Annotated in this window: 19 protein-coding genes; 13 read left to right on the top strand and 6 right to left on the bottom strand. The window is 64.2% G+C overall.

Annotation, left to right across the window (positions count from 1 at the left end; all coding sequences use genetic code 11):
* Window positions 1-4: 4 nt before the first annotated feature.
* The 4 genes from DAT37_RS44785 to DAT37_RS44780 are packed head-to-tail and all read left to right on the top strand — an operon-like array spanning window position 5 to window position 6,249.
* Window positions 5-3,562 carry a transglycosylase SLT domain-containing protein gene (locus tag DAT37_RS44785; RefSeq protein ID WP_198654106.1) on the top strand — a complete coding sequence of 1,186 codons (3,558 nt, stop codon included), beginning with the start codon at window positions 5-7 and terminating at the stop codon, window positions 3,560-3,562.
* Complete coding sequence (locus DAT37_RS05280) at window positions 3,559-4,491, top strand: phage tail family protein (protein ID WP_109523559.1); 933 nt, start codon at window positions 3,559-3,561, stop codon at window positions 4,489-4,491. The genes DAT37_RS44785 and DAT37_RS05280 overlap by 4 nt, the downstream gene beginning before the upstream one ends.
* A complete protein-coding gene (locus DAT37_RS05275) occupies window positions 4,488-5,849 on the top strand; it encodes a Gp37-like protein (RefSeq protein ID WP_109523558.1) in 1,362 nt (453 codons plus the stop codon). The genes DAT37_RS05280 and DAT37_RS05275 overlap by 4 nt, the downstream gene beginning before the upstream one ends.
* Window positions 5,749-6,249 (top strand): Gp37-like protein, encoded by a 501-nt coding sequence (locus DAT37_RS44780; protein WP_456320113.1) that lies wholly within the window; start codon window positions 5,749-5,751, stop codon window positions 6,247-6,249. Before DAT37_RS05275 ends, DAT37_RS44780 begins: the two co-directional genes overlap by 101 nt.
* A 159-nt stretch (window positions 6,250-6,408) precedes the next feature.
* On the opposite strand, the gene DAT37_RS05265 is transcribed toward DAT37_RS44780, so the two are convergent.
* A complete protein-coding gene (locus DAT37_RS05265) occupies window positions 6,409-7,806 on the bottom strand; it encodes an AlbA family DNA-binding domain-containing protein (protein WP_109523556.1) in 1,398 nt (465 codons plus the stop codon).
* 93 nt (window positions 7,807-7,899) lie between these two features.
* Here DAT37_RS05265 and DAT37_RS05260 point away from each other — a divergent pair, with 93 nt between their 5' ends.
* From DAT37_RS05260 to DAT37_RS05220, 8 genes are all read left to right on the top strand, one after another.
* Window positions 7,900-8,508: a phage gene 29 protein family protein gene (locus tag DAT37_RS05260; RefSeq protein ID WP_109523555.1), complete on the top strand. Its 609-nt coding sequence runs from the start codon at window positions 7,900-7,902 to the stop codon at window positions 8,506-8,508.
* A gap of 28 nt (window positions 8,509-8,536) precedes the next feature.
* Window positions 8,537-9,937 (top strand): peptidoglycan DD-metalloendopeptidase family protein, encoded by a 1,401-nt coding sequence (locus DAT37_RS05250; protein ID WP_232839530.1) that lies wholly within the window; start codon window positions 8,537-8,539, stop codon window positions 9,935-9,937.
* On the top strand, window positions 9,934-10,230 hold the full coding sequence (locus DAT37_RS05245; RefSeq protein ID WP_109523554.1) for a hypothetical protein: 297 nt from the start codon (window positions 9,934-9,936) through the stop codon (window positions 10,228-10,230). Before DAT37_RS05250 ends, DAT37_RS05245 begins: the two co-directional genes overlap by 4 nt.
* A complete protein-coding gene (locus DAT37_RS05240; RefSeq protein ID WP_109523553.1) occupies window positions 10,227-11,024 on the top strand; it encodes a hypothetical protein in 798 nt (265 codons plus the stop codon). Before DAT37_RS05245 ends, DAT37_RS05240 begins: the two co-directional genes overlap by 4 nt.
* Before the next feature lie 60 nt (window positions 11,025-11,084).
* A complete protein-coding gene (locus DAT37_RS05235; RefSeq protein ID WP_109523552.1) occupies window positions 11,085-12,014 on the top strand; it encodes an MBL fold metallo-hydrolase in 930 nt (309 codons plus the stop codon).
* A gap of 56 nt (window positions 12,015-12,070) precedes the next feature.
* Window positions 12,071-12,397 (top strand): LtfC-like domain-containing protein, encoded by a 327-nt coding sequence (locus DAT37_RS05230; RefSeq protein ID WP_109523551.1) that lies wholly within the window; start codon window positions 12,071-12,073, stop codon window positions 12,395-12,397.
* Window positions 12,398-12,546: 149 nt separating this feature from the next.
* Entirely contained in the window at window positions 12,547-13,710 is a 1,164-nt protein-coding gene (locus DAT37_RS05225; RefSeq protein ID WP_109523550.1) for a hypothetical protein, read from the top strand.
* Complete coding sequence (locus DAT37_RS05220; protein ID WP_109523549.1) at window positions 13,703-14,209, top strand: endo-1,4-beta-xylanase; 507 nt, start codon at window positions 13,703-13,705, stop codon at window positions 14,207-14,209. The genes DAT37_RS05225 and DAT37_RS05220 overlap by 8 nt, the downstream gene beginning before the upstream one ends.
* A 149-nt stretch (window positions 14,210-14,358) precedes the next feature.
* On the opposite strand, the gene DAT37_RS43845 is transcribed toward DAT37_RS05220, so the two are convergent.
* The gene (locus DAT37_RS43845; RefSeq protein ID WP_157978284.1) at window positions 14,359-14,862 is read right to left on the bottom strand and encodes a hypothetical protein; all 504 of its coding nucleotides are present in this window, start codon (window positions 14,860-14,862) and stop codon (window positions 14,359-14,361) included.
* Window positions 14,863-15,394: 532 nt separating this feature from the next.
* Entirely contained in the window at window positions 15,395-20,338 is a 4,944-nt protein-coding gene (locus DAT37_RS05210; RefSeq protein ID WP_109523547.1) for a DEAD/DEAH box helicase, read from the bottom strand.
* 365 nt (window positions 20,339-20,703) lie between these two features.
* Here DAT37_RS05210 and DAT37_RS05205 point away from each other — a divergent pair, with 365 nt between their 5' ends.
* Window positions 20,704-21,003, top strand: a complete 300-nt coding sequence (locus DAT37_RS05205; RefSeq protein WP_109523546.1) for a hypothetical protein — start codon at window positions 20,704-20,706, stop codon at window positions 21,001-21,003.
* A 154-nt stretch (window positions 21,004-21,157) separates the two neighbouring features.
* On the opposite strand, the gene DAT37_RS05200 is transcribed toward DAT37_RS05205, so the two are convergent.
* The 3 genes from DAT37_RS05200 to DAT37_RS05195 form a co-directional block, all read right to left on the bottom strand.
* A complete protein-coding gene (locus tag DAT37_RS05200; protein WP_157978283.1) occupies window positions 21,158-22,102 on the bottom strand; it encodes a hypothetical protein in 945 nt (314 codons plus the stop codon).
* 561 nt (window positions 22,103-22,663) lie between these two features.
* A complete protein-coding gene (locus DAT37_RS43840; protein ID WP_157978282.1) occupies window positions 22,664-22,855 on the bottom strand; it encodes a hypothetical protein in 192 nt (63 codons plus the stop codon).
* Window positions 22,856-23,036: 181 nt separating this feature from the next.
* Window positions 23,037-25,655 (bottom strand): tetratricopeptide repeat protein, encoded by a 2,619-nt coding sequence (locus DAT37_RS05195; protein ID WP_109523544.1) that lies wholly within the window; start codon window positions 25,653-25,655, stop codon window positions 23,037-23,039.
* Window positions 25,656-25,715: the final 60 nt, after the last annotated feature.

Raw genomic sequence — 25,715 nt, 5'->3', positions numbered from 1 at the left:
GGCTGTGGCGCAGGCGTATTCGGCGGGCTCGGCGCGGCTGACCGTCAATCCGGAGTTGGCGCGCAACTTCGTCAACCAGATCCGTATCCAGCTCCAGCGCGTCGCGATCACCCACGGTCTGCGGATCGTCCCTGATTTGAGTGAGTTCAACGAGCTGCTGCGGACCCGGTTGGCGTGGCGGCGGGATCTGTCGCTGGGGGTGAAGATCCGCCCGGACATGTCCGGGTTCGGCTCGGCCTTGTTCACCGCGCTGGCGCCCTACCGCAACATCTCGATCCACATCCGGATCACCTTCGACCACGCCCAACTCCTCCTACTCCTGGCGTTGTTGGCGCAGTTGCGGAACCAGTTCGGGTCCATCGGCCCGAACATGGGCGGATTCAACATCGCGATGAGCCTCGCCTCGGCCGCCGCGACAGCACTCAAGGTCGCGGTCATGGCCCTGGTCGCGGGATCGCTGTTCCCACTGATCTCCGTCGCCGCCCAAGCCGCAGGCACCCTCGCCCTCCTGCCTGCCGCCGCCGCGATCGCCGCCGCCGGGATCGCCACACTCGCGGTTGGTGTCTCAGGTGTTAGCGCGGCGTTCACCGCCGCGAAGGCGATGTCGGAATCCGCGACCCGCGACGCCACCACCCAGGCCCGCGCCATAGCCGCCGCCCAGCGCAGCGAGCAGCAGGCCGTGGCCAGCTTGACCCAGGCGCGTAAGGACCTCAACTCCGCCTACTCCGAAGCCTCGAAGAAGCTGCGGGACTTGGCGTTGCAGGCGCGCGGGGCGGCGCTGTCGGAGGCCGACGCGGTGATCTCGCTGGCCGAGGCCCGCCGCGATCTCGCCGCGCTGAAGTCCACCGACCCCCTCGATTACGTGCGGGCGAACAAGCGCGTCATCGACGCCGAACAGTCCCTGACCGAAGCACGGGCGCGCCGGACCGACATCGACGAGGCCGTCGCCGACGCCGAAGCCAAAGGCATCGACAACGCCGACGCCGTGGTCGCGGCACGGGAGCGTATCGCCGACGCCGAACGGGCCCTCGCCGACGCCCGCACCGCCGTCTCCGACGCTGCCTCGCAACAGTCGAGTGCTGCTGAGGCTTTCGAGCGGGCGATGGCGAAGCTGTCACCGTCGGCGCGGGAGTTCGTCAACACCATCCGTGGCATGGGTGATCGCTGGACCGCGTTCCGGATAGCGGTTCAGGAGCCGTTGTTCACCGGGCTCGGGGACTCGGTCGTCGGCCTCGCTGACGCGCAGCTCGATCGGGTTCGTGATGGGCTGTCGGGGATCGCCGAGGTCATCAACACCGGCGTCCGTGACATCCTCGCTGACCTGTCGACTCCGGAGACCGGGGCCAAACTCGAGAAGATCTTCGTCAACGCCAAGGCCGCCATCGGACCGCTGCTGGCCGGGGTGAACGACCTCATGCAGGGCCTGCTGTCCCTCGCCGGTGTCGGGTCGGATTTCCTACCCGGTGCCTCGCAAAGCTTCGCTGACTCGATGGCGAACTTCCGGGCCTGGGCCGAAAGCCCGGACGGGCAGAACAAGTTCCGCGACTTCCTACGCGACTCCCTCGACGCGCTCGGCAAGATCTGGGAGCTGGCGAAGTCGGTCGGCACAGCCCTCGGCGGGCTGGTCACCTCGGCCGAGCCGTCGGGTGAGTCGATGCTCGACTGGCTGGTGCGGAATCTGGATCGGTTCTCGGCGTGGTTGAACTCGCCCGAGGGCCAGGCCGCGATGCGCGAGTTCTGGGAAGACGTCCGCACCACCGTCACCAACCTCGGACAGCTCGCCGTGTGGATCGGCCAAGCCGCCACCCGACTCTACGAACTGTTCGACGCCTTCCGAGACCTAACCAGTATCAACATCTTCCAAGGCACCTTGTTCACCCTGATCGACGCGATCGAACTGATCCCCGGAGCATTCGACCACGTCCGGGAATGGCTACGCGAACGCCTACCCGACGCCCTGACCATGGGCATCCTGGACCTCGGCGGGTTCGGCGACGCCCTCGAAGGCCTCGGCACCCGAGTATCGACCCTGGTCAACGGCATCGGCGATGCCTGGGACGGGCTACGGGATCGGCTCGCGTCCCCGATCAATTGGGTGATCGAGAGCGTCGTGAACGGCGGATTCCGCAACATCTGGAACTCCATCCGCTCGGTCCTACCGCTGCTACCGGAATGGACCGGCGATGTCTCACTGATCCCGCTCACCCGCCGAGCCACCGGCGGCCCCGCCACCACCGAAGGTCGGGTCAACGGTCCTGGCTCACGCGTGTCGGACTCAGTACCGGCATTGCTGTCGCGTGACGAGCACGTCTGGACCGGTGCCGAAGTCGACGGAGCAGGCGGACACAGCGCGGTGGTACGACTGCGTCGCGCCGCGCGCGCTGGGCAGCTGCCGCGCTTCCGCGAGGGCGGCGGGTTGTTCGGGTCGGTCACCGACTGGGCCGAGGACAAGTTCCGGGCCGTCACCGGCGGGCTCCGCGGCCGGATCGCGGAACTGTTCCTGAAACCGGTCCAGGCGCTGGCCGATCAGATCCCCGACTTCGGCGGTGGCATCGGCCTGGTACCCGCGGCCGTGCTCGAGCAGGTCAGCGAGTCCGCTGCGCAGGTGATCTCGGGCCAGGCTGTGGCCCGCACGGCGATGGTGCCTGCGGGGGAGGCGGTGGCCCGGTGGCGCGACATGGCCATCGAAGCGTTGAAACGCGAAGGGTTCGACCCGGCCCAGGTCGAGATCATGCTGTCGCAGATCCAGTCCGAATCCGGCGGCAACCCCGACATCGCCCAGCAGATCACCGATATCAACGGCACCGGCGAACAGGCCGGAGTCGGCCTGTTGCAGATCATTCCGGGCACCTTCGCCGCCCACCGCGACCCCACCCTGCCCAACGACCGCCGTGACCCCCTGGCCAACATGGTCGCCTCCCTGCGCTACTACAAATCCCGCTACGGCCTGGACCTGTCAGAAATGTGGGGTAAGGGCCACGGCTACGACCAGGGCGGTGTCTGGGAGCCGGGCACGCTGGGCTGGAACACCTCGGGCAAGCCCGAAGCTGTCCTCACCGGCGAGGAGTTCAAGTGGCTGCGCGACCTGGTCGACGCCATCGCCGTCCCGGTCCCCAACCAGGAAAAGCCTGGTCTAGCTGATCCGGCGCGCAAGGGCCTCGGTTTGGACACCTGGGAGTCGCTGGGGAGGAACTTCTCCGACCGGTTCACCAGCGCCGGACAGGACTTTTTCACCGGGCAGCTCGATGACGCGCTCTCGGTGGTCGGTGCGCCGAACCTTCTCGAGTCCGACCGGGTGCGGCAGGTGCAGGACTACGGCAAAGCCCTGGAGGTGTTCGAGGCGACCAAGGCCGCCCGCACCGCCGGGAACGCCGACTACCAGTCGCTGATGAACCAGATCGCCCCACCACCGCTACCAACACCGACGGCTCCGGGCGGGCCTGTGACAACTGTGGATAACTCCACCCACATCACCGTGCAAACCAGAGATGTGGACGAGGGGTATCGGCGCGCGTTGCAGATCGCGGATCTGCGGGCGTTGCAGTTCACCGCCAGGAGGTGACCGCCTTCGTGTATGTGAATCCCGGGTCGGTCACCATCGAGGTCTTCGGCGTCGACGACTCGTATTGGATCATCAACGGCCCCAAAGCCGACCGTGATGTCATCACCTTGGCGACGTCGCCGAAGGGGATCGGGGACGCGCCGGTCACCACCACCTACAAGTCCTCGGTCTACCAGCGCGGTGCCACGTTCCAGGGCAAACGGTATCTCAAGCGCGACATCACCTTCGGGGTCAACATCCACGGCCGCGACGAAGAGGAATGGGAGAAACGCGATTCGGACTGGCGCAACGCCTGGGACTACGAACTCGACGCCTGGGACCCCGACGCCACCCTCACCAAACTCCAGATCAGCACCGACCGCTCCACCCGCTGGCTCTGGCTCGCCCTGGACAAGAGTGTCGAGTTCGAGTCCGAACGCGACCCCCACCTGCTGCGCAAATCCCTGGTGCCGATGGCGGTCACCGCCGCGCAACCGATGTGGGAAGAACCCACCAAGACCACGTTCTGGGAAACCGGGGCCGGGCCGGGTGAGGGGTTCATCGAGGTCTCCAACCCCACCGATCTCGAGATGGCCCAGAAGTGGCTGCTCACCCGCGGAAAATGGCGCATACCTGACGTGTCATGGACCGGGAAGAAGTACCGGCGCACCCCCGGCGGACGCTACGGCAACCGCATGATCGACCTACCGATGCTCGGCAACCGCGAAGGCGGCGCACGCATCAGCCTCGACCCCGACCGCCTCTACGTCCGCGATCTCAACGGCACCAACCTCATCGGACGCCTCGGCGGCCTGCACTTCATGCACCGCATCCCACCCCGCACCCCGCCCACCCTGCTGCCCATCAGCGTCACCGATGCCCCGGCCGGAGGCGCGCGAGCCGAGCTTCGTCAGCCGCGGTTGTGGTCCAGAGCATGGGGGTTGCGATGACAGCGCCCCTCGACCTGGACTCGATGACCCTCGCCGAGCAGTGCGAAGCGATCTGGGACGCCACCCTGGCCGCCGACGCAGCCGACCACCTCGACCGCCGCGCCGAACCCCTCGTCCGGCTCTGGGACGGGCACTGGCGACTCGCTGGATTGGTGTGTTCGGAGTACCGCGCGGAGTTCACCTGGATCGACAACGACACCGGCACCGCCCTCATCGAGTTGCCGTTGGATGACCCGTTGGCGAAGTGGGTGTGGCAGACCCGTGCCCGCGTCGAAGCGGGTGAAGGCCGCAATATCCACATCACCTGCGACAAAGCCCCCGGCTCACGCTGGTCCGGACGGTTGATCGACCACTCCATCGAGCGCCGCGCCGACGGCACCCAAGTCCTCACATTGCGGTTCGTCGACGATTTCCAGCACTGCAAGTCGTATCTGATCTGGTCCAACCCGTTCTTCGACGCCTCGGTCCAGATCCCGCGCACCTTCGGTCCCGTCCCAGGTCCGGCGCGGTGGGCGTTGAAGCTGCCGCTGTTTCTGAACGTGATGCGTGAGCAGTCCCAGGCCCACGGCTGGCAGCTCCCCGACGATCCCCTCGACCCGGCGTCGTGGCTGGGTGCGGTCGGTTTGGACATGTCGCAGTGGTCCGTGGTCGTCGCACCAACATCCTTTGCCGAAGACCTCGCCGCCGGAACCTTGTGGGCGACACCGCATTCACGGTTCAAGTACTGGTACGACATGGCCCGCGACATCCTCGAGGACGCGGAACTGTCGGTGCGGTGCCGACGCTGGCTCGAAGGCGACCCACCCCCGTGGCCCGGCGCCCCGAAACTACGCCACGGCACGCTCGTCATCGACATCGTCAACACCAGCGGCTACTACAGCGACACCAGCAACGGCGGCAACCCCTTCGACGGCCTCGTCCGCACTGTGGCGCGGTTCTCCGAGGACTTCATCGACAGCGTCGAGGAAGCCATCATCGACCCGGTCACGCCCGCGGAGTACCTGGAAGTCGGTCAGCGCCGGACCCAGGTGTCGACGCCGTTCGCGGTGTACTTCGACAGCCCCACCAGCGGGGTCGAGACCAGCAAGTTCACCGAGACCGCCTCCACGGCGGTGCAGATCGTGACCGGAGGGTCCTCGATGCCGGGGGTCGCGGGTGCCCCACCCCATCACTCGGGTGGGGCACCCGCGACCCGAACCAGCCGACGAAAGCCTCTCCGCCGGTGTCCAGATGGCTGGCGACCTCGCGGCCGCCATCGTGGGCGTCCCGCCGCTGGGCGGGGTGGCCGACGCGCTGATCCGGCCGCTGTATCAGGGGACGCTATTGGCCTGGCACGCCGTCAAATCCCAAGCCCGTGAACACAACTCCGGCTGGTCACGACTGTTCGAGTACTTCGCCGACTCACCAGGCAGGGCTTACACCATCTCGGCGATGGCAGCCCTACGCGAGGGCTTCCACGACACCCGATCCTGGTTCACCCACACCCTCACCGTCCGCGACGGTGCCCCGTTCGTCATCGGTGAGAACGGGCACTGGTGGCTCGGCGACCGCATCGGTGCGACCGCGCCGGGCGATGACACCTATACCATCCGCATCGACCGCGTCCGCGAACTCACCCTGGCCTGGGACCGCGACCAGTTCCCGGAATGGCAACCAGTGATCGGTGATCCGACCAGCAACCGCGACCGCGCACAACGTACCCTCGACATCGTCTCCGACTTGGTCTCCGGCGTACAGGAACTGGGTGTCTTGGCATGACGTTTCACTTGGCAGCTTCCGGTCGAGCGCGTTTGAACAAACCAAAACAATGACTGAGATCCAGGCGAACCAACTTCGCCGCTTGAGAATACGGCCTTGGGTCTCGCGTCACCCGTGTGAGCAGGTAGTATTATTTCGCAGTGTAGTTCAAGGCGTGGTTTACTTGACCGTCTCGACGCCGTACTCGCGTGTCCAGTTGAGTGCGTGTGATCGAGAGTCTCTGAGGATCATAGATGTTCTGATCGCCCCGGTTTCGGTAATCCAGTCTGGTTCCGGAACACCGAACGCTTGCACCATTGGTGCCGCGACGTTGTAGGTGGCACGGAGCTTGTCCTGCATAGTGTCTAGACCGCTTAAGTCCACAACAGTCGTCGCGGTTGGCATCTTGCGGTCGGCTCGCCGGAGGCCAAAAGTGGACGCTCCTCCGCTGGACTTCAGAGCTACCGTGGGAGCGCCGCCAGGATCTTTCCCCGTAGCCAAGCCGATTGTGACCGTTGCGTTGCCCCATCGGCCAGCCCGTGCGCACACCCAGTCCAGGGCGTGAATCATCAGCGCACACACATCGGCGACAAGGAGGTCGACATCAAGTTTCACGACTCTGCCGCTTGCGCTGCGTTGCTCAAGCATCAACCCAGCGAAGGCTGAGCCGTCGGCGTGCAACTCACGGTAGGTCTCATCCGCACCCGGAGTCTTGTCTCCGTCATCGGTGACGAGCAGCCTGGTGTACACGACCTTGCCTGGCGCAGGGAAGGGATGATCCGTGGCCTGGTAACCCTGCCTGAGAATCGAATTTGGAAAGTACTGATCATCCGCCCAATCAGTTATCTCGCGGAGTGCGGTCGGGGTCAGGAGTGAATCGGTTGGCATGTCCGGCACAGCCGCGAGCGCTAGCCAGACCGGGACACCGCGCACGACGAGTTCCTCGACCCCCTCAGTCCAAATATGCGCGTTGTGGCGCTGGCGCTCCTCGTGGCTTCGGCTTCGGCGTTGATAGCTCTCGGCGATCTCATGTTCGGAGAGATACCGGGTATTTGTTTCCCCCGACGCTCGCACGCAGTAATGAAGCGCGCGACGGTCATCTCCCGATTGCACCGTTACTGCATGCGGGGCTCGGAGGCTGGCAGGAATTACGACGACCAAATAGAAGCCGCCGCTTGTTGCATCGACTGCGAACATGTCGAACTGCGGGTTCGGGGTTGTGTACTGCCGTACGTCTTTGCGGAACTGATCAATGAGTTCGTAGCGATGCTCGGACCCATCAAACGGGTTCAATCGCTCTGGAATGGTGGATATTTTCTTGAATTCCTCTACGCCGTAGATCAGAACTCCGCCGCGTCCGTTCGCGAATGCTGAGACGTCACGTCCGCGTTCCTGTCCCACGTTCCACTTTGGGTTGTCGCGAGGCTTCTTGAACTCGCCCTTGCTCTTGTAGTCGACATACTCGGACTCCGCAGGTATCTCCTCCGCGAGCTTCGTGATTGCTGCCTCGGTGATCGTTCCTTGCTCAAGTTGTCCGCCGAGGATGTCTTCGAGTTCACGGTTCCGCCAGATCGCCACCGGCTGATTCTGTCAGCATCCCCGCGCATCGCGAGCTGGTTTCACGACGCCACCAAGACGGATATTTCAACCACTGAGATCAGGTGACTTATCGTGTCATCCAACGGCCAGTTTCCAACCCGCGACAACTGCGATCGCACCGATCCCGAGGAAGCGTTCCTGTGGATGCTCGTCGGACTCCCAGGGCTCAAGGGCGCACCGCTGCTTTTGCCGATCCAGCACCTGCGGGCGGTGTCGCGGCGGCTGTGGGACTGCGGGGCGCGCCCGGTCGAGGAGCCGGTCATCAAGTACCGCCCCCCGCGCGCGGGTGACCCGCACTGGCTGCTCTCACCCGGAACCTGGTCCGACGCCGATGAACCCGAGCTTGAGGAAGTCTTCGACGTCCGCAAATTCGTCGCCGAACTCCCGCTACGCCAGCGTCAGCAGTTGGCAGCCGCGCTGGGGCTGACCGGCACCGTGCCCGACCAGCCCGCCGAACCACCGCCACCGATGCTGCCGGTCACCTGCCCGGTCAGTGTCGAGGCCCGCGCCACCAACGACCCACCGCCACAGTTCGACCCGACCCGACGCGGAGTGAAAGCCGTGCTCGCGTATCTGCGGCGTGCCGATCCGGCCGAGCGCGAACGGGTCCTGGCGATCGAGCGCCACTTGGGCAAAGCGCGACCGGCGATCCTGTCGCGCTACGAGGACGCCCAGTCCTGAAATCAGCTATCACCGAGGAGGTTTCGTCATGTCTGCACGTTTCTGGCCGGTCGCGGTGGGGTTCTGGATCACGTCAGCATTCGGTCCACGTGAGGACGGCTGGCACTTCGGAGTCGACTTCGGCTACCCCGGCGGCGCAGGCGACCGGCCGGTGCACGCCTGCCAGGGCGGCATCGTCACCCGCGCCGGACCCGCCCAAGGGTTCGGCTCCTGGGTGGTCATCGACCACCCCGACGGCGACGGCGGCGGCACCACCGTCTACGGACACATCCGGCCGGAAGTCTCTGTCGGACAACGAGTGGAGGCCGGGCAGCGGATCGCGGTCATCGAACCCGACCGCTCCCGAAACGCCGGGGTAGCCCCGCACCTGCACCTGGAGTGGCACCGCGCCCTCTACAACCCACCCGGCCCCGATCGCCTCGACCCGCTACCGCTCCTGGACGGCGCGGCATTCCCGGAGGGAGGATTCGCGATGCCCGAATTCGGCATCGACGTCAGTAACCACCAGGGCGCGTTCGACTTCGCGCGTGCCGCCGCCGAAGGCATGTCCTTCGTGACCCACAAGGTCAGTCAAGGGACGTGGCAGGACCCGCAGTGGCCGCGGGCCCGCGAGCAGATGGGCGAGTTCTTCGAGTTCTGGGGCGGCTACGTCTACTGCGACCTGCACACCCACCCCGAGGCCGAAGCCGACGCGCTCGCGCGGTTCGCCGACACCAGCGTTCCGGTCCAGATCGACTACGAGGACCTGCGCGGTTTCCCGAGCGTCGGGGATCTGTGGGCGCGGGTGAACGCGATTACCGCGCGGGGGTTCTCGCTGTTGCCGATCTATCTGCCGTGCTGGTACTGGCGTGACTTCATGGGCTCCCCGGATCTGTCGGGCCTGCCGGTGCCGTTGTGGAACAGCTCCTACGTTCCCGGCATCGGCGCACCGGATCGGCTCTATCCCGGTGACGGGTATCGGGGGTGGGAGCCGTTCGGCGGCAAGGAGGTCGCGATTCTCCAGTTCTCCGATCGGGCCGCGATCGGCGGCCAACTCATCGACGTCAACGCCATCCGCGGCGGCCGAACCGAGGTCGCCGCCTTGTTTGGAAGGAACGATATGCAGCTCACCGACATCGTCATCAACAAAGACGGCAACCCCGTCACCCTCGCAGACCTCCTCGCCTCCATCGACATGCACGCGTCCTGGGTCGTCGACCAGCTCGCCGGACCCGACTCCCGCCACCAACCCGGCCCCGCCCTCGACCCCACCGGCTGGCCTCAACTCGACGACAAGTCGGTGGTGGACTCGGTCGCCTCGGCCCACCAGAAGATCGACGCTGTCACCGCGACCCTGGCCGGAGTGCAGGACAAGATCCAGATCATCCTGGAACACCTGGTCAACGACGCTTCGACGGGTCGGCACCGCAAGCCGGAGGTTAGCCAGTGAACCTCGGGTGGCTCAACGCCGACATCGTCCAAGCTTTCGGCGTCGCCTTGGCGACGGTGATCGGCGCGATCACCGCGCGCCAGGCCGGTCAGGTCCGTCAACTCCAGGCCCGTGTCACCGAGTTGGAGGGCCAAGACCTCACCGACGCCGACCGCTACAGCACCCTCGTGCGCCTCGTCAGGCAGTTCCAGCGCCAGCGCGACGACCTCGCCGTGGTCGTGGGGCGGAAGGACCCGACCGTGAAAGTGCCCGATGCCCCGCCGATCCCAGATTGGCTCATCGGTGACCTGTGACATCCCCGAACAGGGAGATCCCGGACAGGTCCTGGAACCTCGGCGCATTCCGGCACTTCCAAAACCAGTCGGTCGAGGACGCCAAAGCCGCGATCCGCGCCGGGGTCATCGGGGCCTACACAGGGGCGCAGAACGCACACCGCCGCGAGGTCCGCCAACCCATCTACCAACGACCCACCTACGAACAGGTCCCGACCGATATCCCGTTGTGGGCCAACCTCACCGCCACCGACGACACGACTTTCCCGCTGGCGTTGCTGGCTCGTCAGCCCGATGCGAACGGGTCGCTGACTCAGGCCCCGTTCTACCAGCCCGCCTCCGGCGCCGTGGAAATCGGCATGATCCGCACCCTGCGCGACCGCGAGTACCGGCAAGTCGGACTCTTGATCGGTCCGGCGGGGTGGTCGATGGTCAACAACGCCTACGTCATGGTGTACCGGTTCGCCGAGGACACCGGTGACCTGCATCTGATCTTCGACACCGGCGACATCCGCCCCGTCCTTACCAACGCGAGTACCCAGTACCGGTTCGACCTGCCCACCATCGCCGCCCGCCAGGGCGATGTGTACGGGGTCGGGTTCCTGTCGAACTACCTGGGCATCGGCTACAAACTCGCCACTGTCCCGCGCTGGGTCATCGAACAACCCGGCGGCACCCAACCGCGGCAGCCCTATTACTGGAGCCGCGGCGGCGACGGCACCGGGAAAGGCCCCGGCTTCCCCTCCCCGCCTTCGTATCTGCGTGCCGACCACGTCGGCACCAACCACTGGTGGCCCTGGTTCCTCCTCGGCTGACACCAGCCCCCGCCGACGCACCGCGCCGGTTCCCTGCATCCCGAAAGGCCCTGATTCGTCATGCCCGCAACACCCGCACCCCTCACCGTGCGCGAGCGACTATCCACCCCGCCCCGGCTACGCACCCTGCGGTTCGGCCGCTTCCGCCTCACCTACATCCCCGACGGCTACGTCGCCCTCAAGCCCCGCGGCTGGATCACCGGCGCGACCGAAGCCGACTGGACCGCCCACGCCGACTACTTCAACCCCGACGGGCACCTCGTCGCCGGACTCGGCGGCTTACTCGTGCAGCGCGGCCGCCGCGCCATACTCATCGACGCCGGAGCCGGACCGGTTGTCCTCCCGGATGTGCACGAGAACCCGATGACCGGCGAGATGCGGTCGGGCGCGCTGCTGGACAGCCTCTCCCAGATCGACGGCCTGGACCGGATCGAAGGCATCGCAGTCACCCACCTGCACTTCGACCACCTGGGCTGGACATTGACCCCGGTTCCTGGCCGGACGCCGTTCGCGACCGCGCCGATCTACCTCGGCGAAGTCGAATGGGCCTGGTGGCGATCCCTGACCCCGGCCATGATCGACACCCTGCCCGCCTGGGCGAAACCGAGTATCTTGACCCGACCGATCCTGGACACCATCGCCCCACGGGTGAAGGTGGTGCACCACGGCACGCGGATCTTCCCCGGCGTGCGCGCGGTCACCCTGCCCGGCCACACCACCGGACACACCGGCTACGAACTACGCTCCTGCGGCAAACGGATGCTCGTATTCGGGGACGTGTTCCACTCGCCGATCCAGATCACGCACCCGGAGTGGGCGGTCGGCGCCGACTACGACCAGGCCGAGGCCATCGCCCACCGCGAGCAGCTCGTCGCCGACCTCGCCTCGAGCGGGGATCTGGCGTTCGGTATCCATTTCGCGGATGTGCCCTTCGGGCGCGTGCACCGCGACCTCACCACTGGCCGCACCACCTGGGTACCCGCCGACTGAACCCGTGTCGGGCCGAGCGCCACGACTCTGGCGCTCGGCTCGTTGGGAGGGATCACATGGTCGACTACCTCGGATACCGGCCCAACCGGTACACCATCCTGCTTACCCGCGGCGCGGCCTTCGTCCAACGCTTCGAGGTCGTAGGCGAACCACTACCCGACGGCACGACCTCCTGGCTCGACATCTACGACACCGACGACGAACTCCTCACCACCTGGCACCCCGCCACCACCGGCCCGGCCGCTGTGGAATACCTGATCGAACCGGACCATACCGCCGAGATCGGACACCGCACACGCGCCGCCTACAACCTGTACCTCAACTACCCCGACGGCCGCCTGCCCTACTGCTGGTTCCGGGGACCGGTCGTACGCGATGATTGAGCACGTAGAACGGATACCTCGGACGATCCTTGGCGGTTCTATGCAAGAGCACACCAGTAGCAGGTCTCGGAGCGTATCGAACCGGAAAAGTGTTGCTTCTTGGGCGAGTTCAGCACCGTTACAGGCGAACTCGACTAGCCTCCTCGAACGTGCCCAGCGACGATTCTGAGTCCCGCATCATCGCGGCCATGCGTCTGTCCGGCCAACGCTTCAAATCCAACGGGATGCCTGCGGACTCGCTCGCCGAGGTCGCTGCCCTTGAGGACATCCTACGGACGCTGGTCCGTCAGTTCTGGCTGGACCGTAACCCCTCTCGGCAACGTGTTCCAGCAGGCTACGACTCTGAGATCACACTGAGGCTCACCCGCATCGGTGAAGGGTCCTCCGTGCCCGTACTTGAGCACGACCGCGAGCTCGGAAAAGACGAACTATTCCGCGAGGGGGAGGTCAAGGACGACTACGCCAGGGCACTCGATATCGTCGGACAATTCATCGAGTACGCCGAGACCGGTAGCGGGTCGATACCGCCGGAGATGCGCAGCGTCCCTTCCGCCAAGATCAAGAAATTCGGCCAAACCCTCCATCGTGACGATGCGATCCAGATCGCTCACACAGATCAGATCGAGTGGAAGACGGTCATCCGGTACACACCTGCAACGCGTGCTCACGCGCTTGGGCAACTTCTCGGCGTGTACACCGAGCAGGTCACTGTTGAGGGTCGTGTCACCAAGTTCGACACAGAGCGCGGCAGGCTTACGGTGCGAGATCGGGAGCGAGGGAACGAAGTCGTTGTGCCCTACCTCCATACGGGCGTCAACGCCAACATCGGCTCCGATGAGGAACAGCATTTCGAGTGCGTTGCGGAAGGCATCGGCGAGTTCAAAGCCAACGGACGGCTGGTCAGGCTGGAAAGCATCAGTTCGCTGGATCTCAACGACGTGACCGAGGATGCCCGCGCGGTCCGACAGTTGCTCAACGACCTTGCCGACTTGGAAGAAGGCTGGATCGATGGCGATTCGGGTGAACCTATCTCACCGGAGGTCATCGAACGCGGGCACGCGGTGGTTCTGGCAATGATCGAACTGGGCAACATCACCCGCGTCGTCTCCCCGACTGAGGAAGGCGGCGTCCGGTTCTACTGGCACGAAACCGAAAACCAACTGTCGATCGAAGTGGAGCCAAGCCGCGCTCTCTACATACACACGGCAGACCTGTCTGCGGGCACGTTCGCCGATGCCAGGGTTCCTCCTGACGCCGACGACTTGACCGACCGCCTCAACTCTTGGCTTGCTGAGGAGCACTTCGATGAGTGAACCCAAGAACCGCCGACGTGAGCGCATGACCGACGGCAATGAGCAACTGTTGCGACCGATCATCGCTCGATGGTGCGTCAATGGAGTGGTTGTTCCGGACGCCTTTAAGCTCAGCGCCGCCGACAAGAAAGACTCCAATCATCTGTCGATCGGTCGAGGCTCGGCGATGACTCCTGAACAGGCGTACCACGACCGCGCAAAATTCATTCAAACCCGATGCAACGCCAACGGTAGGCCCTACATGCCGCCCGTGGGTGTCTATGCGGTAACCGTCGATGAAGTCGAGTCCATCGAAATCAAATCGTCCGACGGCGACCTAGTCCGACAGCCCCTCACCGTATGGGACGACTCCATGAATGACGACGTCCCAGACGACCACGGGCACATTGACTACAACGGCGTCCCACCCAGTGACAAAGGGGCTCACGAGTTCGCAGCAAAAACGCTGTTGAGACGGGCGCTGGCGCACGGCTGGAAGTACGGACCCGTACCGGGATGAAGTCGGTGCGGATTGCACTGCAACCTTCGTTTGCGTCACTGTGGAGACGCGGATCGCGGCCGATCACCTTACAGCAGCGCGACTGCACGCTGTGAATACCACCGCCGCATCGAGATACGCTTGCCGGTGCCGGTCATCACCACACCGCGCTAATGGTCCGAAAGGCACGATGTACTCGTGATGCATGTGCCGTCATAGAGCCGGATATTCTCCATGTAAGTGTCGTCCTCTCGGTTCACGTGACGCACGATTTCACTCTCAGCAGCAAGATCGCGCGTGAAACTGTCTTCCGCCTTGGCCTCGAAGTACGGCCTACCCGTCGCTCCAGATTTCCGGCCTTTGACCTTCAACTTCTCGCGTATCGTCACCTGTTCACCCACCTGCACCACGCGGTCGCGAGATCCGCAACGGGGACACTCGGGGCTGTCGATAGACACCGGCTCTCCACAGTTTCCGCACTGATGCTCCGCAGGCTGCTCAGGAGGCGTCGGCGCTGGGCGACGGCTGCGGGTTATCTGCTTCTTGATCTCCTTTTCATGGTCGCGGCAAAGATGCCATATATTGCTCTTGGCGTCGGGATAGTCGGCCCGAACTTGATGTGTTGCAGGCTGCGTGCAGCCATTCCATTCGCAACACGAATTTTCCGTTGCCATAGGCATATTCTATTAGCCTTATTGGGCATTAGAGTAGGGGGAAATCAGACCGCAATGTTCGCTCGCATCCACCTGATGGTTGTTACCTGATGACCAGGCTATCGACTCCGTCACGCATCGCCCGAGCTCGGGCGCCTCGACCGCCGGGAACTACTGCGGTCGCGCCCGTCGAGCCGACCTGTTCGGCACCCTTACCTCCGCGCTATGTCGGCCAGGATGGTGGTTTGCTACCCCTTGGACCGGAGGGTTACGGAGACAACATCTCCAGTGGACTTTAAGTTGCTCTTTTGTCCCGAATTCATCCGAATACGGACGCATCCCATCGCATCACCGGGGGAAGCATCGCGCCTGATAGAGGCATGGATCCGAAGCTGGTCGAAGGCAGGTGCATCGTGGTCCGTGATAACCCAGCTATCGCAGATCCAAATCCTTGCCGCTGCGAACCTCAAGGTCAGACAGTTCGGTCGGTCAGCACCCGGATCGGAGGTCCTGTCAGAACTTTCTCAAGCGTGCCAACTCCACGCGGCGCCATTCAGCCGAGCGAGTCCACGATTTTCATCGTCTCGACCGCGACCGTCGTCACCCGCTTGATCAGGTCGATGACATAGGTGGGGTCGTTACGTTCGTCGCACCAGTCGTTGGGGTCATTCGCTATTCCCGACGCCGGGTCGATCTTGACTCGGTACCGTTCAATGATCCACGCCAACGCCGACCGGGATCCGAGCAGGTAGCGTTCCGCGCTCTCCGGGATGCTGGTGATCGTGACTTTTGCGTTGTACACAATGGTTGTGCGGTCATCGATGTTCTTGCCGGTGTCGGGATCTCGCTTCCTGCCCCACCTCATCTTCGACATCTGCCACGTCTCCCAGTTATCCGGGGCAGCGGCCTTGGTTTGCACATCCAGCGGGTATGGTTCGACATCGTCGTAGCCGGTGTGCAAATCAGCTAGCTGGCGGCCAGCCTCAGTGAGCTGCTCGAATTGCTCTCGTGACGACGGGAGGGGAATGTGTGGCAGCATCTTCTTCAGATCCGCCGCGTAGGTCTGCCGGTAGGTCGGATCGTGTAGCTGGCCGTAGGCGTAGTAGAAGACGTCGTCCTTCATAACCTGCTCACCGACCGCCGCGCGGTAGACGGCGAGTATCCCGTCGGTGACGTTATCGATCCGCCTGTAGCCGTACTCGTCCGCTTCCATGGAGTCCGCTGAGGCGAAATCTAACTCACCATCAGCTGCCTCAACTTTGAGGTAAGTCCAGCGGGGGAAGAACTGACCGCCGCCGGATCCCCAGAAGGACAGGTCTGGGATCGCATCGACCATCAGGGTAGAGAATGGTTTGTCGGACCCGGTTCCTACCACATAGAAGCCGAGATTCTTGTGATTCGGGGTCGGGAACATTGACGTAAGCTGGTAGGTGCGGTTGTTGAGCTGCTGTCGACGATCGAAGTACGAGTGCATTTTCGTAAACGGCCGGTATGCGCTCAGTCGGACGTTCTCGTCCACATATGAAATTCGCTGGCCTTGTACGACTTGTTTCTTGTTGATCTGATCCCAACTGAACTGTTTCGAGTCAGCGGTTATGAACTCTTCCGCGTTGGGGAGGTTCGAGGTGGCTCTGCGGATTTCCTGGAACCGATCGGTCTCAGAGTTGTAGAAGTCGATTGTTCGACTGATGTTGGAAATCAGTGCACGATGCGAGAAGTTGTAGCACCAAGCGTCACGGCTCGTTTTCAAGCCCGCCGAATACGAGCCGAACAGTGTCACCTGCGCCCCGTCAGCCTTCTTACCTCCCAGCGCGGGCCACGTCTCGAACTCTTCACTGCGTTGGTTCGTCCAGTCGCCATGGATGTCGGGTGCGATGGTCCGCCAGTCGACGCTGGTGAGGGTGCCCTCGTTGACGATGTGAAGTTTGTCCTCGCGGGTCAGGTAGTCACCGATGTCGCGGTAGTAGATCTCGCATGGGCCAGTGTGGTTGGGGTTCTTGATGCCGATGAGGATGGCGACGGTGTTGCGGCTGCCGGAGCCGAAGATCTTGCCGCCCTCTTTTCGAGAGATCTCGCCTGCGGTGCGCTGGTTTCCGCGGAGGTTGTAGGCGTAGATGCGGGAGTACTCGTCGGCGAGAGACAGTCGAATGCCGTTCGCGGAGTTGTCATTGATCCATCCACCGTTGGATACGAACGCGACGATGCCTGTGTCGCCGATGCGGTCGGTGGCCCACCGGAAGGCGCGCAGGTAGGAGTTATAGAGGCTGTTCTTCAGCTGCGCTGTCGAGCGCAGGGCGTAGGTGTCGGCGATCCGTTTGTCGAGGGTCGGGTAGGCGAGGTTGGCGTTGAGGTCGTTCGCCGAGTTCTGTCCAGCGGAGTAGGGCGGGTTGCCGATGACGACGTTGATGGGGGTGGCGAGCTGGCGAACGATGCGTTGGTTGTTCTGCGGGAACATGATCGCGTCGAGGCTGTCGCCGTCTTCGGTGATCTGGAACGTGTCGGCGAGAACGATGCCCTCGAACGGGCTGTACTCCGTTGCGCTTTGCCTGCCGATGAGCGCGTGGTAGGTGGATTCGATGTTGACTGCGGCGATGTAGTAAGCCAAGAGCATGATCTCGTTGGCGTGCAGCTCGCAGGTGTACTTGCGAGTCAGGTCTACGGTGGTGATGAGCCCGGATTGCAGTAGCCGAGTCAGGAACGTGCCGGTCCCGGTGAAGGGGTCGAGGATGTGGACGCCCTCGTCAGTCAGGCCGCGGCCGAAGGCGTCGCGTGATGCATGGTCGGCGGCGCGGAGAATGAAGTCGACGACCTCGACGGGGGTATAGACGATGCCGAGTGCTTCGGATTGCTTGCGAAAACCGAGGCGGAAGAACTTCTCGTAGAGTTCGGCGATCACTTTTTGTTTGCCATCGGCGGTGGTGACCTCGGCGGCGCGCACCCGTACGGAGGCGTAGAAGTCTTCGAGCTTGGTGGTCTCGGCTTCGAGCCCGGAGTCCCCGAGGGCGTCGACCATCGACTGCATCACGCGGGAGACGGGGTTGTGGGAGGCGAAGTCGTGGTCGGCGAATAGGGCATCGAACACTGGTTTGGTGATCAGATGCTGGGACAGCATGCTGATCGCGTCCTCGCGAGTGATGGAATCGTTGAGGTTGTCGCGGAGGCCATCCACGAACTTTCCGAACTGGGCGGCAATACTGGGGGAAGCGTCGTCGAGCAAGGCGCGGATGCGGGTGATTTGCGCGGCGGCGATGTCGGCGACATCGGATGCCCAGTCTTCCCAGTAGGCGCGGGTGCCGACCTTGTCGACGATGCGCGCCACGATCGCTTCCTGCCATTCCGACAGGGAGAACAACGCCATCTGCTGCGCTATCCGACCGGCGTCTGCGTCGGTCTCGGCCCTAGTGCCGTCGGCGACTTCAGTGTCAGCGATGGATTCGTTGTGGGTATCGCTGACCGGTCCGATGTGGTCGCCCATCAGCATGTCGCTGCCCTTGCCGGCCTTCTGGTCGGCTGTGCCGGTGGCGTTGAGCGCGATGGAGTTGACCATTGCCTTGAAGCGGTCATCGTGTGCGCGCAATGCGTTGAGGACCTGCCAGACCACTTTGAAGCGCTGGTTGTCCGACAGTGCCTGCGACGGTGAGACCCCGGCGGGAACGGCGACGGGGAGGATGATGTAGCCGTAGTCCTTGCCGTCGGTCTTGTCGGTAGGCTTGCGCATCACTCGCCCGACCGACTGCACCACGTCCACTACCGAGTTGCGGGGGTTGAGGAAGATCACCGCGTCCAATGACGGCACGTCAACGCCTTCGGACAGGCAGCGGGCGTTGGTGAGGATCCGGCATTCGCCCTCCGGCACGGGTGCTTTGAGCCAGGCGAGTTCGGCGTTGCGTTGCAGGGCGTTGAAGGTGCCGTCGACGTGGCGCACCGAGCACGACAGGTCCAGGTTCGTCGAAGCGATCTCGTGGCCGTCGGTTTCGCTGTCGGCGAGAAGGTCTCGGTAGGCGTCGACCACGGACGGAAAAACGTCGGCGACCTGTTTGGAGGCGGCGATGTCCTTGGCGAACACCACGGCCCGTTTCATCGGCGGCTGCCCGGGAGGGAACCCGACACCGTCGGGGGTTTTCCCGGCGCGTTTGGCCAGGCCGTTCCAGCAACCGACGATCTTGGACGCGTCATCGAGGCGCAGTTCGCTGAACTTCCCGGCCAGCTGTTGTTGCAGCGGTGCGGCCACGAGGTCGGCATCGACGGTCAGCACGATCACCTTGTAATCGGTGAGCAGGCCACGGTCGACGGCGGCGCCGAAGGACAGGCGGTGGAACTCGGGGCCGAAATCGTCTTCGTTGTCCATCGAGGTCAGCTGGGCGGAATGTTCGACAGCTTTTTCCTTGACCTTCTCGCCGAAGATCTTAGGTGTGGCCGTCATATACAGGCGGCGTTGGGCCTTGAGGTAGTCGCCGTCGTGGACGCGCACGAAGTTCGACTCGTCCGCGCCGAACAGGGTGACACCGGTGGTGCGGTGCGCTTCGTCGCAGATCACCAGATCGAACGGCTCGACCCCGTGCTGTGCTTGGGCGGCTGCCACGACGGGCAGGGACTGATAGGTGGTGAACACTACCGTCAGCCCTGCTGCACGCTTACGATGCTCCATCTCCCCGGCGAGGGTGGCCGCAGTGGTCGTGACAGGGATCGCGACATCGTGGACGGCGACGTCTTCGGCCGAGCGGGAGACCTTCTTGTCCGAGCACACCGCGAACGCCCGCAGACTCAGCTGGGTCTGGGCGGTCCACTCTCGCAACGTCTGCGACAGCAGCGAGATCGACGGGACCGCGAAAAGGATCCGCGCGCTACCGCCATTCACGACAGCCGTGCGTTCGGCGATCTTCAACGCCGTGAACGTCTTACCCGTGCCACACGCCATGATCAGCTTGCCGCGCTCGTTGCCCGCGGCGTAGCCCGCGAACACGGCATCGATGGCTTGAGCCTGATGCGGTCTCGGTTCGTGCCGTTTGGCTTCGGACAGGTCGACCTGCAACTCACCCGCTGGCCAGGCGATGGCCCAGTCGATCGGGGACTCCGCGATCTCTGCGAGTCCGATCCGCTGCACGGGGGTCGTCTGGCCCTCGAGAGCGTCCTCGGCGTTGCGACCCCAGCGGTCGGTGGTGGAGATTATCACCCGGTTGGTGAACGGCTTCTTGCCTGACGCGGTGAAGAACGAATCGATATCGCCCTTGGCCAGGACCTGGGTGGGTTCGTAGAACTTGCACTGGATCGCCGTTAGCTCCCCCGTATCGCGTTCACGGGCGACGAGATCGATACCGGTGTCTGGCTTGCCGTCGCGGCCCGGCCAGTCACTCCACCGCCACACCTTGTCGTACTGCTGGGCCAGCATCGGGTCGAGCTCGAAATAGCGGACCATCAGCTGCTCGAACTTGGTGCCCCGCTCAGAGTTCGACGGCGCCCGCCGGAACGCCTCGATGACCTCGTGAACAGAACCCATAACCAGCCCCACCTTCCCCACGACAACAACTGTTTCGAACATCCTGCCGGTACCACCGCCCTGAACGGGCCGCGGCATCGATCTGGCTTGCCGCGAGTCGGCTTGTTGAGCCGCCGCGGTACACGGCGATGAGTACCGCATGAATCGTCCGGCGTTGCCAGGGTAGTGGCTCGGGTCATGCTGCTACGTGAGTTGGTCGATATGTCGACCCCGGATCCTCGATCGAAAGTGGGGTATCCACAACCGATCGAGGACCTGGCTGTCGCGTCACGCAGAACCAGCACAATCCGGGCGGGCAGTTCGATGCGAACCAGCCGCACGGGTCTGGGTTCCTTCTGGGGCGCATCGCGCGGATCATTCCCGCCGTGTACGAGCCGCTGCCCGATCGGTGGATGATTCAGGTCAGCGAGTACGCGCGAATCCACATCCCGCATGCTTGGGGTGGATGGCGGAACCCCGTCAAGTACGCGACTCTCGAAGAACTGCGAATCAGCGTCGATGACATGCAGTTCGAGAAGATGCCCGAGCCGACTGTTTCGGTGCGCCCGATCGCGGCAGAACCGCCGATAGCCGCAGTGGACCTGACGATCGCCCAGGCAAGAGCCGGGCTGACTGCCACATACGGGGTGCAACCCGACGCGATCGAAATCATCATCCGCGGATAGGGGGCAGTCACGGCGTCGCAGGAACCGGAGCCCTGTCCCTTGAACACCAGACGAGGCCGCGCGCTAGGTGTGCCGCAAATATAGGTCTACGGCGCGGAAGATGTAGACGGGCTCTCATTTCGGAAGTTCAACGTGGAGACGGTGGTCGTATCGTTCACGATGTCGGGCGCCGGGCTGGGCGATCCATCCAGGAGTCACCGAGGTGAATGCCGATGAGGTCGCCACCCTGATAGTCAGTCGAGATCCGTTGTCGCTCAAGGCGTTTTGGTCGCACCGAGGTCTCGGCAGCCGCGGCTTGTTGCCGGAAGAGGCCAGCGATGGTGTGTCCAGCATCGTTAAGCGCTTGCTCGGACCAAGATTCTCGTTCATCACTGTTTTCGGTATTGAGTGAATGGAAGATGCGGGAGGGAAGGCTGACTTCAATATCTGCGGCCCGGACGTCGAACCGGACACGTTCGCCGTCGTCTTCCACGGATCTGCTGGCGATCGCGGCCCGCACCACTGGCACATAGTGTGTCGCGAGGACGGCTAAGGCAGGATACACGGCGGCCTGACGCTTGCGCGGTGGGTCGACGAGGAGCGCGTGCCACACACGATCGGTGTTGAACCATGCGACCGAGGCGATCTCGGCGGTTGCGGTGACGCCGCCGAGCGAGGGCAATTTGCCCGCTTGAGCTTTCGCGTGAGCAACTAGCGCGTCGGTGTATCCGTGAGTGCGGCCCTTTGCCTCCAGCACAACCGCACCGCGTGTAATCGGGTCATACCCAAGGAAGTCCGGACGACTTTTGCGGGTGCTTCGTCCGATGGTTCGCAAGTATACGTCGAGGTGAACGAGGGTGGGCACTCCCAGGAGTAGGTCGCTGCTCAGCTGTGCCTGGGCCATGCCGAGGAAGTAGCTGACGGCGGACTTCTCGCTGGCGTCCAGTCTTGTGTAAGCGACTGTCTTCAGCCAATGGTTACTTTGCTCCTCAAGGCTCGCTTCCATGAGGGCCGAGCGCCAGCAGAGTTCGGCTAGCGGGCGACTGCCGGTCGACGCGGAGGTTGCGGACACGCCAACAGTAACTGCCGCCCATTGCAGCATCGCTATTGTGGCATCCATGTGACCAGTTGGCGGGCGATGTGGAAAACCCTGCATTCGATAGGGGATAAGGGGCACCCCAGAGATTCTGGCGCACTAGGCATCTTCGTACGTGCGATCTCATGTATGAGGGTGCTGCACGATCGCCGGAACGTGCGAGCGGGTGGCCTGGTGGATCTGCGGACCGTACGCGGGATGGACTGCTCAAGCCCCCGGACTCCGGCTACGCGAGTGAACTCACCTGCCTCAAGAGGTCATCATTTACTCCATACTTTCAGCAGAATCCGCCCGAATATGATGCAACAAAGCACGATCCACATTTCGATAGCGAAATGCTATCTGGCCTGATGGGAGCATCTAATCGAAGTCAGTCGCAGAGAGCCGAATTGTGTTGGGGCAGAAGCAGAAGTTCTACCATTGAACTACATCGGCCCGCGTTTAACTGCGTCGCTTTGCCCCTGATTCAGCGGTACCGACGAGCCCACCTTGTCCTCGACGAGGCAATAGCGTGCCGTGCCGCTGACCGGATCCGCGCAACCCTCAGCGCCTGGATCGGAAGAGACTGCCGGGACGCAGCCGACTTCAGGCCGCTGTTGCGACGGCGGTGAAGGCGTCGAGGTCCTCTGCGGTGTTGCCGTCGCGGACGACCCCGAGCAGTTCGTCGAGTTGCGCGGTGCCTTTCCCGGATGCCTTGTCGGTGAAGGTGCGTCGAGGTCGATGCCGTCGGGTTGGCGGACGGCATCCTCGTCGACGGTGGGGTCCTGATTTGGCCATCGCTCATCGCCGAAGTCCGGCACCGGCTATGTCAGATTGGACTCTGAGATCCCAGCGGACAAGTGCCAAGCAACGAAATATCGAACTCTATTCTGACGCAGCTTGTTTCCGGTCGGTCGTGTCAGACTGGGCTCTGCCCCAACTGGACAAATGAATATACAGCAGAAGCGCCTGGTGCTGGTCAGCGAGAAGCCTGCCGCTGCCGCGCAGCGGCGAGGTTGCCACGCGAGGTCAGGGTGTTGGGGTGCTCGGGCCCGAGGATCCGCTCGCAATCGGCGAGGTTCCGTTCGATCAGAGGGATGGCTTCGCCGATGCGGCCCGCCGACCGATAGGCGCCAGCGAGGTTGCCGCGGTAGGTCAGGGTGTCGGGGTGCTCGGGGCCGAGGATCCGCTCGCAGTTGGCGAGGTTCTGTTCGATCAGGGGGATGGCTTCGCCGATGCGGCCCGCTGACCAATACGCGCCAGCGAGGTTGCCGCCAGCGGTCAGAGTGTTTGGGTGCGCGGGCCCGTGCACTCGCTCGCGGTCTGTTAGGTTCTGCTCGAACATTACGATGGCCTCGGCGATGCGGCCCGCCGATTGGTAGGCGCCAGCGAGGTTGCCGCGCGAGGTGAGGGTGTCGGGGTGCTCGGGCCCGAGGATCCGCTCGCAATCGGCGAGGTTCCGTTCGATCAGAGGGATGGCCTCGCCGACGCGGCCTGCCGATTGGTAGGCGTTAGCGAGGTTGCCACGTGAGACCAAGGTGTCGGGGTGCTCGGGCCCGAGCACTCGCTCGAAGTCTGTGAGGTTCTGTTCGATCAGGGGGATCGCCTCGGCGATGCGGCCCGCCGACCGATAGGCGCCAGCGAGGTTGCCGCGGTAGGTCAGGGTGTCGGGGTGCTCGGGGCCGAGGATCCGCTCGCAGTTGGCGAGGTTCTGTTCGATCAGGGGGATCGCCTCGGCGATGCGGCCCGCCGACCGATAGGCGCTGGCGAGGTTGTGACACGAGGTCAAGGTGCTGGGATGCTCGGGCCCGAGGATCCGTTCCCGGTCGGCGAAGGTGTGCTCGTAGAGGGGAATAGCCTCGGTGATGCGGCCCGCCGATTGGTAGGCGCTGGCGAGGTTGCCGCGCGAGGTCAAGGTGTCGGGGTGCTCGGGCCCGAGCACTCGCTCGGAGTCTGTGAGATTGTGCTCGATCAGGGTGGTGGCCTCGGTGATGCGGCCCGCCGACTGGTAGGCGCTGGCGAGGTTGCCACGCGAGATCAGGGTGTCGGGGTGCTCAAGGCCGAGGATCCGCGTGCAGTCGGTGAGGTTCTGCTCGAATAAGGGGATCGCCTCGACGGTGCGGCCTGCCGATTGGTAGGCGCTGGCGAGGTTACTACGCGAGGCCAGGGTGTCGGGGTGCTCAAGGCCGAGGATCCGCGCACAGTCGGTGAGGTTCTGCTCGATCACAAGGATCGCCTCAGCGAACCTGCCTGCCGACCGGTAGGCGTTGGCGAGGTTACCGCGGGCAGTCAGGGTGTCGGGGTGCTCGGGCCCGAGGATCCGCTCGCGGTCGGCGAGGGTGTGGTGAAGGTGAGTAAGGGCGCGAGTATGCAGGCCCTGACCGCTCAGGAATAGCCCAGTATGACTGCGGATCCGAACGATAGCGTTCACTTCGCTGCTGACGGTTGTGTGACTGGTGAGGGCGTCGATATGGGGCAGCAGCGCTCGCCAGGCCGACCAGGTGGCCGGGTCTCGCCAGTCGGGCAGGACAGAGTGTAGGGTCTCAGCGGCGCGGGTGCGGGCGCGTTCGATCGCGTCCGGTGGGTGGTCCGGGTTAGTGAGGTCGGGGGTGCGGGCGACGGCTTGCACGAGTCGGTGGATCGACAGTGTGGCCCCGCCCGGGTCGAGGGTGATCATGCTGTAAGCCGCCAAGGTCCCGAGCGCGGCATCGACAGCTGCTTGATCGGCCGGGTTGCGGCAGAGGGTGATCGGGATGTTGTCGGGCCCATACCAGGCCAGGATGCGCAGCAAATCCACTGCGGCGGGTTCGGTCTCGGTGATGCGGTCAAGGGTGACCCGCCAGATCCGGGCGATCGTGCGCTGCGGATCAGTGCCAGCGGCGGCGCGGTCGAAGGTGGGTCCAGGCATGACGGTGAGTAGTTGCAGATAGGCGCGTGGGGTGGTGAACCGCTGATGGGCCAGGTATGCCCCGACCTGTTCGACGGCTAGCGGCAGATACCCCAGTGCCGCACACAATTCGGTGACCCCGTCCAGATCACGTGGCCCACCTGCGGTGGCCGACCCGATCAGCAGCTGCTCTGCTTCCTCGGCGGTGAGAACGTCGAGGGAGATCACCGTCGTGCCGGGCTGCCAGGGCGGTGACAACCGTCCGGTGATCAGCACCCGCCCCGTGCGGGCACGGCCAAGTAACGAGCTGACGTCGGCTGGGTTCTCGACGTTGTCCAGGATCAGCAGCCACCCGGTATGGGTGGCCAGCCACTGCATTCCCCGCTCGGCCAGATCCTGCACGGTCAGCACCTCGGTCAGCGCGGGCTGCAACCGGGATGCGAACTCCGCCAGCCCCCGCTCGACACCGGCCGGGGAGTCGGCATGGATCCACACGATCGGTGCGCACCCATGAGCGTGGGTGTGCACCCAGTGGGCTGCCAGGCTGGACTTGCCGACGCCGCCCAGTCCGTGCACCGCGGCCATCACCACCGATCCGCCACCACCGGCCAGTGCGGTATTTAGCCGGGCCAGTTCGGTTTCGCGCCCTACGAACCATCCCGGTGGCGGCTCCGGATTGTCTATGCCTGGTGGCGCTTCGACCTCGGCCATAGGCCGGAAGGCATCGGCTGGCACTTGGATCACCCGTGCGGTGGCATGGTCACCGGTCTG

This window comes from Nocardia aurea, from assembly GCF_003123685.1.
Lineage (GTDB): Bacteria > Actinomycetota > Actinomycetes > Mycobacteriales > Mycobacteriaceae > Nocardia > Nocardia aurea.
Note: the sequence above shows the minus strand (reverse complement) of the source record. Positions and strands in the feature narration are given on the sequence as shown.